At 60.6% G+C, this 10,043-nt stretch carries 10 protein-coding genes and 2 pseudogenes; 6 read left to right on the top strand and 6 right to left on the bottom strand.

The annotated features are described in order from the left end of the window. Positions 1-387 precede the first annotated feature (387 nt). Together ILT44_RS32065 and ILT44_RS28835 are read right to left on the bottom strand one after the other, a co-directional pair. On the bottom strand, positions 388-612 hold the full coding sequence (locus ILT44_RS32065) for a GcrA family cell cycle regulator (protein ID WP_204243051.1): 225 nt from the start codon (positions 610-612) through the stop codon (positions 388-390). Positions 613-825: 213 nt separating this feature from the next. Further along, on the bottom strand, positions 826-1,122 hold the full coding sequence (locus tag ILT44_RS28835; RefSeq protein ID WP_204243050.1) for a hypothetical protein: 297 nt from the start codon (positions 1,120-1,122) through the stop codon (positions 826-828). 222 nt (positions 1,123-1,344) lie between these two features. On the opposite strand from ILT44_RS28835, the gene groES reads away from it, so the two are divergent. The 4 genes from groES (at position 1,345) to ILT44_RS28815 (ending at position 4,926) form a co-directional block, all read left to right on the top strand. After that, complete coding sequence (groES, locus tag ILT44_RS28830) at positions 1,345-1,659, top strand: co-chaperone GroES (RefSeq protein WP_204243049.1); 315 nt, start codon at positions 1,345-1,347, stop codon at positions 1,657-1,659. Between the two features lie 44 nt (positions 1,660-1,703). Next, positions 1,704-3,356 (top strand): chaperonin GroEL, encoded by a 1,653-nt coding sequence (groL, locus tag ILT44_RS28825; protein ID WP_204243048.1) that lies wholly within the window; start codon positions 1,704-1,706, stop codon positions 3,354-3,356. Between the two features lie 174 nt (positions 3,357-3,530). Further along, positions 3,531-4,238, top strand: a complete 708-nt coding sequence (locus ILT44_RS28820; RefSeq protein WP_204243047.1) for a CYTH domain-containing protein — start codon at positions 3,531-3,533, stop codon at positions 4,236-4,238. Between the two features lie 169 nt (positions 4,239-4,407). Then, entirely contained in the window at positions 4,408-4,926 is a 519-nt protein-coding gene (locus tag ILT44_RS28815; protein WP_204243046.1) for a flavodoxin family protein, read from the top strand. A gap of 90 nt (positions 4,927-5,016) precedes the next feature. Here the strand turns inward: ILT44_RS28815 and ILT44_RS28810 are convergent, their stop codons facing one another. Together ILT44_RS28810 and ILT44_RS28805 are read right to left on the bottom strand one after the other, a co-directional pair. Next, positions 5,017-5,250, bottom strand: a complete 234-nt coding sequence (locus ILT44_RS28810; RefSeq protein WP_204243045.1) for a hypothetical protein — start codon at positions 5,248-5,250, stop codon at positions 5,017-5,019. A 155-nt stretch (positions 5,251-5,405) separates the two neighbouring features. Next, the gene (locus ILT44_RS28805; RefSeq protein WP_204243044.1) at positions 5,406-6,107 is read right to left on the bottom strand and encodes a hypothetical protein; all 702 of its coding nucleotides are present in this window, start codon (positions 6,105-6,107) and stop codon (positions 5,406-5,408) included. Between the two features lie 195 nt (positions 6,108-6,302). Here ILT44_RS28805 and ILT44_RS28800 point away from each other — a divergent pair, with 195 nt between their 5' ends. Further along, on the top strand, positions 6,303-6,512 hold the full coding sequence (locus ILT44_RS28800; protein ID WP_204243043.1) for a cold-shock protein: 210 nt from the start codon (positions 6,303-6,305) through the stop codon (positions 6,510-6,512). A gap of 128 nt (positions 6,513-6,640) precedes the next feature. Here ILT44_RS28800 and ILT44_RS28795 read toward each other — a convergent pair whose 3' ends face one another. Together ILT44_RS28795 and betA are read right to left on the bottom strand one after the other, a co-directional pair. Then, entirely contained in the window at positions 6,641-7,219 is a 579-nt protein-coding gene (locus ILT44_RS28795; RefSeq protein WP_204243042.1) for a hypothetical protein, read from the bottom strand. A 262-nt stretch (positions 7,220-7,481) separates the two neighbouring features. Next, a pseudogene (gene betA / locus ILT44_RS32060) lies at positions 7,482-9,151 on the bottom strand (choline dehydrogenase). Positions 9,152-9,225: 74 nt separating this feature from the next. On the opposite strand from betA, the pseudogene ILT44_RS28780 reads away from it, so the two are divergent. Next, positions 9,226-9,926: pseudogene (locus ILT44_RS28780) on the top strand (IS6 family transposase). Positions 9,927-10,043 lie beyond the last annotated feature (117 nt).

The following is a 10,043-nucleotide window of genomic DNA, read 5'->3' as shown; positions in this document are numbered from 1 at the left end:
CTGGCTGCCGTAAACACCTCGTAGCCTGCATCCGCCAAGGCTTCAGCCGCAATCTCGCCGATGATCAACTCGTCCTCGACGACGAGAACACGCTGGCACAGGGTCTTCGGGGCTGATGTCTTCGCCGGCTCAAGGCAGGTCCACGGGGACAGGATCGGTGTCATGTACGCAACCTCACTCAACACATCCGCGTGGTTAACGGCCGGTTGTGGCAGGCGTTCAGGACACGATCCGATAAGTACCGTTATGGTTAGCAAATCGTTAAGGGCTGATCCGGTGTTCCTGATCAGCGGGCACCAGGCCAGATATCTGACTGTGCATCTTCAGATGGATGTGCGTTCGGTCTGGAAGGGAAGAGAACCCGACCAAGTCCAGCGATGAGAGGGATTACAGCTGTCTGCCATGCCACTCTTTTGTCGCACCCGGCCCCGCGAGCGGCTTGGTGTAGACCAGACGCCTGTGCCAAGGGCACCAGCTCGATCCATCCTGCGTCTCGGCTCCGCAGAAGAGGGCTTCTGACCGATCATCTGAGACGATGAAGCGGCATTGCCGTGCCCGGAGCTTGAACAGGGTTGTTCGGGTTCGCGGTGACGGCTCACTGATCTCAGGCATAGTTCTCACACCCCGTGCACTGATCTGAGAGCAACACGATGAGAGCTGGTGAGAGTTCCAGAGCCACGTGAGCAATCAACAGCTTGATCGGGATATCTGAGCGTGGCTCTAGTGGCGCTCCAGCTCAGCAGGACCAACTGCTAAGCTGACATTTATCCTCCTGAGACCCCAGCTACCTTAGCCTGGCAGGCTGCCGGCGCCTGAGCGAGGGACTCAGCTGCTGGTTCGGATCGCAGCTTTGATCTGGTCCAGTCCCTCTGAGGTGAGAGCATCGATCCTCAGGATCGGGTGCCCTCCGGAGGAGTGACGCTGGGAGAATGCAAGGCGGACGTAGCCACCGTCGTGAAGAGGCAGGAAAAAGATCCCGTCGGACTCCTCCTTCAGGAAGCAGCGGAGGCCGATATAGAAGCTCTCCTCGTAGCCCCTTACGGCCCGACGAATGGCGGGATGAACGACAAGGGTGATGCTCTTGCTCTCGCAGACCTCTTCGACACTCTCGAAACTCAACACGGCTGAACCTCGCTGTCCGGGCGGCCAGTCGGCCGCTACCTTGGGTCAACGCCGTGCATACGGGCGCTGTTCGCTCCAAGCTCAGCTTATCAACTAAGGGATAAGCTTGCCTCTCCAGAAGCATTGAGCTATCACCTCGCCTTAGCACTCCCATGCGTCGAGTGCTAATCGTGCCGCTCGGCGCAGACGAGTGCCTCCCATTCTAAGACCTAGGAGGCACACATGACCTTTCGCCCACTGCACGACCGCGTCGTCGTCCGCCGCATCGAAGCCGAAGAGAAGACGGCCGGCGGCATCATCATTCCGGACACCGCCAAGGAGAAGCCGCAAGAGGGCGAAATCGTCGCCGTCGGCCCCGGCGCCCGTGACGAGAGCGGCAAGGTCGTCGCCCTCGACGTGAAGGCCGGCGACCGCGTGCTCTTCGGCAAGTGGTCCGGCACCGAGGTGCGTATCGATGGCCAGGATCTCCTGATCATGAAGGAATCCGACATCATGGGCGTGATCGAACAGTTCGCCGCGGCTCAGAAGGCTGCTTAAAACAGCCCAGCCTGACTAGGTTAGAACAAACAGGAGTTCAGCTCATGGCTGCCAAAGACGTAAAATTCTCCTCTGACGCTCGCGATCGCATGCTGCGCGGCGTCGACATCCTCGCCAACGCTGTGAAGGTCACGCTCGGCCCGAAGGGCCGCAATGTGGTGTTGGAAAAGAGCTTCGGCGCGCCGCGCATCACCAAGGACGGCGTCACCGTCGCCAAGGAGATCGAGCTCTCCGACAAGTTCGAGAACATGGGCGCCCAGATGGTGCGCGAAGTGGCCTCGAAGGCGAGCGATGTGGCGGGTGACGGCACTACGACGGCCACCGTTCTGGCCCAAGCCATCGTCCGCGAGGGCGCCAAGGCTGTGGCCGCCGGCATGAACCCCATGGACCTCAAGCGCGGCATCGACCTCGCTGTGGCTGAAGCCGTGAAGGACATCCAGGCTCGTGCCAAGAAGGTCGCCTCGTCCGAGGAGATCGCCCAGGTCGGCACCATCTCGGCCAATGGTGATGCCTCCATCGGCGAGATGATCGCTCAGGCCATGCAGAAGGTCGGCAATGAGGGCGTGATCACGGTTGAAGAGGCTAAGACCGCCGAGACCGAGCTCGATGTGGTCGAGGGCATGCAGTTCGACCGCGGTTACCTTTCGCCGTACTTCATCACCAACGCCGAGAAGATGATCGCGGAACTCGAGGATCCCTACATTCTCATCCACGAGAAGAAGCTCTCGTCGCTGCAGTCGCTGCTGCCGATCCTCGAGGCGGTGGTGCAGACCAGCAAGCCCCTACTGATTGTAGCGGAAGATATCGAGGGCGAGGCTCTGGCCACCCTGGTGGTCAACAAGCTGCGTGGCGGCCTGAAGATCGCGGCCGTCAAGGCGCCGGGCTTCGGCGATCGCCGCAAGGCCATGCTCGAGGACATCGCGATCCTGACCGCCGGTCAGACGATCTCTGAGGATCTCGGCATCAAGCTCGAGAACGTCACCCTCGACATGCTCGGCCGCGCCAAGCGCATTCGCATCGACAAGGAGAGCACCACCATTATCGATGGCGCCGGTGCTAAGGACGCGATTGAGGCTCGTGTGGCGCAGATCAAGGCGCAAATCGAGGAGACCACCTCGGACTACGACCGTGAGAAGCTCCAGGAGCGTCTCGCCAAGTTGGCCGGCGGCGTCGCGGTGATCCGCGTCGGCGGCTCGACCGAGATCGAGGTGAAGGAGAAGAAGGACCGCGTGGATGACGCGATGCATGCCACGCGCGCGGCAGTCGAGGAGGGCATCGTTCCCGGCGGCGGCACGGCTCTGCTGCGCGCCAAGGCTGCGGTTGCCAAGCTCACCAGCGACAACCCGGACGTGAAGTCGGGCATCAACATCGTCCTGCGCGCTCTTGAGGCTCCGATCCGTCAGATCGCCGAGAACGCCGGCGTCGAAGGATCGACGGTGGTGGGCAAGATCAACGACAACACGAAGTCCGACACCTACGGCTTCAACGCTCAGACCGAAGAGTTCGTGGACCTGCTCCAGGCCGGTATCGTCGACCCAGCCAAGGTCGTCCGCACGGCTCTTCAGAATGCAGCGTCGGTGGCTGGCCTGCTCGTCACCACCGAAGCCATGGTGGCTGAGACACCGAAGAACGACGCTGCCCCGGCCATGCCAGGTGGCGGCATGGGCGGCGGCATGGGTGGCATGGGCGGCTTCTAAGCCCTGCCTTCAACGTACTATGCGAAGAGCCCCGGAGCGATCCGGGGCTTTTTCATTTGGGTCTGACTGCGTGGCGTCAATCGCTAGGAATGTGTTGCGCTCATTCTTTGTAAACAGATTCGAGCAGACGATGCGCCTAGTGTTTTCAAGTCATGTTCTTCCACAGGTGCTTTCATGAAGAATGCTCGACGCTTCCTCGTTTCTCCATGCATCGCTCGCCTTATTTCCCGAGAACGAGGGGTCGACCGTCAGGTCGTGGAGGGTTATCTCTCGTCCCAGCCCGGCAAGGACCAACTGATCCGGCTGGAGGCGGATCAAGCTCACTTTGTCCTGTCAGGGCAGGATCCAGAAGGGAACTTGGTGGAAAAGCTAGCGCCGCTTCCACGAGAACATTCCGAAGCGTTGTTTGGTCTCTGCGTTGGGCAGATCTCCTACGACCGCCTCCATCTGCTTCCCCGAGCTGGCCTGAGCCATACGATACAGCTTGACCGCGTCGTGTATCCCGGCAGCCTGGATCTCATCACAGTCGAGTTTGACAATGGTCCGCAGGCACAAGCCTTCGAGGTCCCAACTTGGTTCGGCCCCGAGGTGACCACCGAATATACCTATGAGTGGCGCTATATCGCGCTGAATGGCCTGCAAGCGAACGTTGAGGTGCCACTCTCAAGCCAGCAGGTCGAGGCGGTTCTTGATCTGCTGGACCAGTCCAGGCAGGACACTCACACAAACAACATGTCTGCTGCCGACGAAGTCATTGTTGCTCTCAGCCGCTCGCTCGAGACATCTGGTCTCCTGAAAGCGACAAAGGAGATTACCGCTCCTTCAGAGATACAACCAACTGCCGAGGAGTTCTTCGAGCCAATGAAGGTGTCAGCCCAATAAACTGATGCCGAGTTGGAAAACAGATGAGCGTTGCCACAATTGGGCAGCGCTCACCAAATTTCGTTTGGTAAACATTTTGACAAGAAGTCCGCGGCCCTTGCTGGGCCTGGGTCGCTGCTCAGGTTGATCCTCTTGCTACCAACCTCCATCAGATCCAAGATCTCGGTCGATGGACGATCCGTTGCACCCAGGCCCGACGAAGACGCTTCTGATCGTGTATCATTCGATGACCGGAGGAACCCGTCAGATGGCTGAGGCGGCTGCCCGTGGCGCAGCGGCAGAACCGACCGTGCGCGTCTGCCTGCTCTCGGCACCAGGTGCTCAGGCCGCCGATCTCCTCGATGCGGACGGCTACATTTTCGGCACTCCCGAGAACCTCGCGGCCATGGCCGGTCTGATGAAGGACTTCTTCGACCGCACCTACTATCCGGCTCTGGACCACATCAGCGGGCGCCCCTACGCGACGCTGATCTGCGCCGGCAGCGACGGTCACAACGCAGCGCGCCAAGTTAAGCGCATTGCGACCGGTTGGCGGCTCAAAGCCATAGCTGATCCGCTGATCGTCTGCACTCACGCTCAGACCCCGGATGCGATCCTGGCACCAAAGATCATCAGCCTAGACGATCTGAAAAGCTGTGAAGAGCTTGGGGCGGCCCTCGCAACTGGGATGAGCATTGGAGTGTTCTAACAGGCCCGGAGTAGGTCCCGATCGGAGCAGACATTCCCTGTTGCGAGGAGCCGGGCCGGGCTGAACTGGGAGGAGACGGTAGGCTGCCAATCAATGTGTAGCGTTGGAGCCGCCTTCGAGTGCGCCGCCCTTTTCCAGGAGGATCTGCCCGAAGGCGGAAAGCGCATGCGCCATTAAGTTCGACCGGTCGCTTTCGGGCGCGAGCAGGATCAGGTCGGCAAGGCTCTCAACCATCATGGATGCCATCTCGGCGAGGTCGGTGTCACCGCGCTCAAAGCGCTCTTGCACGAGTTGATTGATCTCACAGTGCAAACAGTCGGACATCTCATTCCCCTCTCTGGCAGCGGGTCAGACACGGCCTGCGCACGGCGCCCCTGTAGCAAGGCTTTGAGGAGCTGTCTAACCAGGCTTCCGGGTGCGAACGAGCGACCATAGCAAGAAGGCGGCTGCACCCCGGACTCGAGCCGGCGGATTACGATTTATCCGCGTCCCCGCGACTGCAGAGCCCGCGCCAACTCGCGAATGACTACATCTTCGATGCCAAGATCGTCGACCTCCTGATCCTCCTCGGTTTCCGGGATCGGCCCAAGAGCATCCGGCAATGGTGAGGCACTAACCGCTGGTTCGTCTGACCCCGTGGACTCGTGCGGCTGCGGCCAAGTGGTGAGCCGGTCCTCCAGGAGGTCGAGCAGGCTGTTGAGAGCCGCGTTCGTGAGCTCCGCCTCCGGTGCCTCCGGAGGGCCCTCGAGCGCCAAGCGGCGGCGCTGGGAGGTGGGTTCGGTGCTGACCTCTGGTCCAAACCATGGCAGCGGAGACAAGTCCTGCCCGTCCTCTGCCGCACTGGCTATCGCAACCAACTCAAGAGCAACGGGCCTGACGAAGTGAAGAGCCTGGATCTCGTGCGAGCTGATGGACAGCTTGGTCCGCACGTACTCGACCTGACCATGACTGACCGCCAGCAGGGCTTGAGCATGAGCCAGAGGCAGGTCGGCCTGCTCATCGGGCGCTGCGCCCTCACCGGCCTCAAGGATCAGGCTGCTGCGGGTTTCCTCGACCTGAACGTACGTGCTGTGCTGCGGCTGGTCGGGAAAGTACCCTTCCAGCACCCGCTCACCTCCCCTCTCCTTCCGGATCAGGCGCGCCAGAGATGGAGCGATGATGAACTGGCGAAGAATGGTCATCCGGCTTGTTGTCCCTCTCAGTTGGTCTGACCGGCTCCAGAGCCGCCCCGCCCTGAAGCTAGGGCCCTGGACTGGTGGATGAAAGTAGCTTGATGGGCGTGAAGATCGAGACGTCAACCAAGCGCTTGACCTCGTGGCCAGACCCGGCAGGATGATCTTGCGAAAGCGCACCTGACGGGACTTGAGGAACATGCAATGGCGACTGGCACTGTGAAGTGGTATAACGAAACGAAAGGATATGGCTTCATTCAGCCGGACAATGGCGGCAAGGACGTCTTCGTTCATGCCACAGCCGTTGAGCGGGCCGGCATGCGCGGCTTGGCTGAAGGCCAGAAGATCTCCTACGAGGTGGAAGCTGACCGCCGCACGGGCAAAGAGTCTGCAACCAACCTCCAGAAGGCTTGATGGAGACAATCGGATCAGCAACTCGAGACTGATCCATAAGCCGCTCGGGACGGCTTACTGTTCTAGAAACTTCAGGCTCGATGAGGGTATGACCATATTGGTTCGGCCAGCGCTGATACCGTCGCCGGTTAGGAAGCGGCGCGTTCTTTGATCCAAGTGCGCTGTTGCGGTCGACGCCGTGCTCCAGACCTGTCCTCCAGCGAATCCAAGAGGCTGTTGAGAGCAGCGTCCGTGAGATCCACTTCTGGTGTTTCAGGCCATCCAGCAAGAGCAAGAGACCGGTTTTGATAGGCGGTCTCGTCGGTCACCTTCGGACCAAACCAGTCCAATGGCTGGAAGTCGCGCGCGTGCTCGTCCCGGTCGAACTCGGCGGCGACCAGATCCAATGACCCTGGCGCAGTAAAGCGGCAGACCTGCACTCGGCGGGTGCCAAGGCTCAGTTGAATGCGCCGATATGCAAGGCCACCTGGCGCCAGATCGAGCAGAGCCTCTGTCTGGTTGCGGGGCAGCGCTGTTGGTTCCTCCACGGGCTCGCCGGAGACATGCCGGACCAGGATAAGGCTGCCGATCCCGTCCTCCACCCGCACAAAGGTGCTCCGGCCGGGCTGGTCAGGGAAGTAGCCCTCGGTGACGCGATGGCCTCCCCTCTCCTTCTCGATCAGGCGGGCCAGAGAGGAAGCCAGCAGAAAGCAGCGGGTGATGGGCATCAGGCTAGGCTCCCTCATCGGAGTGGTTCTTCAGTGGATCCGCCAGGTACCAACAGGCTATGGGGGAGACGCAGTGGGCGGAAGCAGGATCACCAAGGTTGCTTCAGGTTCTTGGGCCTAAGGTTAATGGTGCTGAGCGCCGGGCCTTTGCCGGCCATCCGGGTTCGGAAAAGAACCGACCCCGGACCGGTGCTCATCAGCCTTGCCAGTCACCGGCCTGCAGGACGCTCCCGATGCCGTTGCGAGTCAGGAGCTCAGACGCTCAGCGCTGCGCTGTGAGCCAGTTCTCCGCCACGTAGTAGCGCGCGTTCGAGGCTGCAGCGAGGGACTGACCGAGGATATGGTCGGCAGCCTTCTCCCCAATCATGATGGTTGGCGCGTTCAGATTGCCGGTGGTGATGGACGGCATGATGGAGCTGTCGGCAATCCGCAAGCCTTCCAAGCCAATCACCCGCGTCTCAGGGTCGACGACCGCCATCGGATCCGATGACCGGCCCATCCGGCAGGAGCAGGAGGGATGGTATGCACTCTCCACCTTCTCGCGAATGAAAGCATCGATCTCTGCATCTGTCCTGACGTGGGCTCCTGGTTGGATTTCCCGGCCGCGATAAGGGTCGAAAGCTGTTTGGGCGAAGATCTCACGGGTCAGTCTCACACAGGCCCGCATCTCGATCCAGTCGTCCTCATAGCTCATGTAGTTGAACCGGATCCGGGGATACTCCCGTGGGTTGGATGAGTTCAGCCTCACGAAGCCCCGGCTCTTGGAGCGCATTGGCCCTACATGGGCCTGAAAGCCGTGCTCGGATGCAAGTCCTTTGCCGTCGTAAGTTACAGCGAGCGGCAGGAAGTGATACTGGATGTCAGGGTAGCAGATGCCAGCCCGTGAGCGGATGAATCCGCCCGTCTCGAAGTGGTTGGTTGCCCCGAGCCCATCCCGACGCATTAGCCAGCGGGCCACGATCCGGGCTTTGCCGGTCAAGCTCTGCCAGGAGTACAGGGTGATCGGTTGGGTGCAGGCAATCTGGAAATAGAATTCCAAGTGATCCTGGAGGTTCTCGCCGACACCAGGCAGGTGATGAACCACGTCGATTCCGTGTGACGTCAACTCCTCGGCTGGGCCAACCCCGGAGAGCTTCAACAGGTGAGGCGAATTGATCGGACCGCCAGACAGGATAATCTCGCGTCCGGCTCGCACTTCGTGTTCTGTGTTTGCCTGAAGGTAGCGAACCCCCACGGCTCGGGTGCCTTCAAACAGAATGCGCGTTACAAGGGCATGGGTCCGGACCGTCAAATTCGGGCGCCGCATGGCCGGCTTGAGATACGCATCCGCGGCCGACCACCGCACCCGTTCTTTATGGTCATGTCCATCCGGCCAAAACCCTCCTGCTGCTCCCCGTTGATGTCAGTGGTGGCGGGATAGCCAGCCTGCTGCGCTGCTTCCACAAAAGCCGTGTAGAGCGGGTTTTCAATCCGGCCATAGCAGGTCGCAAGAGGACCGGAACTGCCGCGCCAGGGGTCCCTACCCTCCTGTCGCGCCTCGGCACGCTGGAAATAGGGAAGAACGTGCCGATAGCCCCAGCCGTCCGCGCCCTCCTCCTCCCAGCGCTCGAAATCCAGTGGGTTGCCCCGGACGTAGACAAGTCCATTGATCGAGGAGGAGCCCCCGATCACCTTGCCACGTGGGCAGTGGAGGCGCCTGCCGCTGAGATACGGCTCGGGTTCGGTCTCGTAGTGCCAGTTATATTTGGCCATGTTCATGGGGATCGAGAGAGCTGCCGGCATCTGGATCAGCATCGAGCGGTCGGATCCGCCGAACTCCAGCACCAAGACGGTGTTGTGCCCGTCTGCCGAGAGGCGGTCGGCCAGCACGGAGCCGGCCGATCCAGCTCCAATGATGACAAAGTCGAACGTCTCAAGATCACGCGAGGCCATGGAAGGCTCCATTCGGCACTGTTGCGTCAACCTGGGCAATGTGGTCCCAAGCAGCCAGGTCAGGGGGCACTCTGTTGTCTCTGTTCAAGCGCCGTCGCTTTCCGGTCGAGATCATCCTGTTGTGCGTGCGCTGGTACTGCAAGTACGGGATCAGCTATCGCGATCTGGCAGAAATGATGTCCGAGCGCGGTGTCAGCGTCCATCCAAGCACGATCTTTCGTTGGGTCCAACGCTATGCCCCGGAGATCGAGAAGCGGGTGCGCCCCTACAAGGGACATCGTTCAGGCTCGTGGCGAGTGGATGAGACTTCTATGTGCGGGTCGGTGGAAAATGGAAGTATCTGTTCAGGGCTGTCGACAAGCACGGTCAGCTGATTGACTTCATGCTCTCTGACCGACGGAATACCCAAGCGGCTTATCGCTTCTTGCGCAAAGCCTTGAAGGCGATGAGCGACTATCCACCATCCTCAATTACGACTGACAAGCTGGCGTCCTATCCCAAGGCAATCCAGCGCCTACAGAAGGAAGGGCTGCTGCCCAAAGTGATCGTGCATCGGACATCGAAATACTTGAACAACATCATCGGGGCGGATCATGGCGCGCTCAAGCGTGTGATCCGGCCGACCCGCGGCTTCCAGAGCATAAAAACGGCGCGTGCGACAATCAAGGGCTTCGAGGTGATGCGGATGATCCGTCGCGGCCACTGCGCCCTGACACAGCCAGGAGTGATAGGCGACATCCGTCTCGTCAATCACCTGTTCGGTCTGGCCACCTGAGTGGCTCCGCTGGACTGGGTTCGTTGTGCCCCTTCCAAATTAATGCAACATGGGGTTATTCCGGGCCTGGTGCCCTTCGACGGTAGGGTAGGGTCTGATGCGATCAGGCCTAAACTG

It is taken from the genome of Microvirga arvi, from assembly GCF_016892765.1.
Lineage (GTDB): Bacteria > Pseudomonadota > Alphaproteobacteria > Rhizobiales > Beijerinckiaceae > Microvirga > Microvirga arvi.
Note: the sequence above shows the minus strand (reverse complement) of the source record. Positions and strands in the feature narration are given on the sequence as shown.

Coding starts and splice junctions, on each gene's coding strand:
- ILT44_RS28820 (WP_204243047.1), top strand. CDS start 3,531: ATGAAGAATGCTCGACGCTTCCTCGTTTCTCCATGCATCGCTCGCCTT.
- ILT44_RS28805 (WP_204243044.1), bottom strand. CDS start 6,107: ATGACCATTCTTCGCCAGTTCATCATCGCTCCATCTCTGGCGCGCCTG.
- ILT44_RS28810 (WP_204243045.1), bottom strand. CDS start 5,250: ATGTCCGACTGTTTGCACTGTGAGATCAATCAACTCGTGCAAGAGCGC.
- ILT44_RS28795 (WP_204243042.1), bottom strand. CDS start 7,219: ATGCCCATCACCCGCTGCTTTCTGCTGGCTTCCTCTCTGGCCCGCCTG.
- groES (WP_204243049.1), top strand. CDS start 1,345: ATGACCTTTCGCCCACTGCACGACCGCGTCGTCGTCCGCCGCATCGAA.
- groL (WP_204243048.1), top strand. CDS start 1,704: ATGGCTGCCAAAGACGTAAAATTCTCCTCTGACGCTCGCGATCGCATG.
- ILT44_RS32065 (WP_204243051.1), bottom strand. CDS start 612: ATGCCTGAGATCAGTGAGCCGTCACCGCGAACCCGAACAACCCTGTTC.
- ILT44_RS28800 (WP_204243043.1), top strand. CDS start 6,303: ATGGCGACTGGCACTGTGAAGTGGTATAACGAAACGAAAGGATATGGC.
- ILT44_RS28815 (WP_204243046.1), top strand. CDS start 4,408: ATGGACGATCCGTTGCACCCAGGCCCGACGAAGACGCTTCTGATCGTG.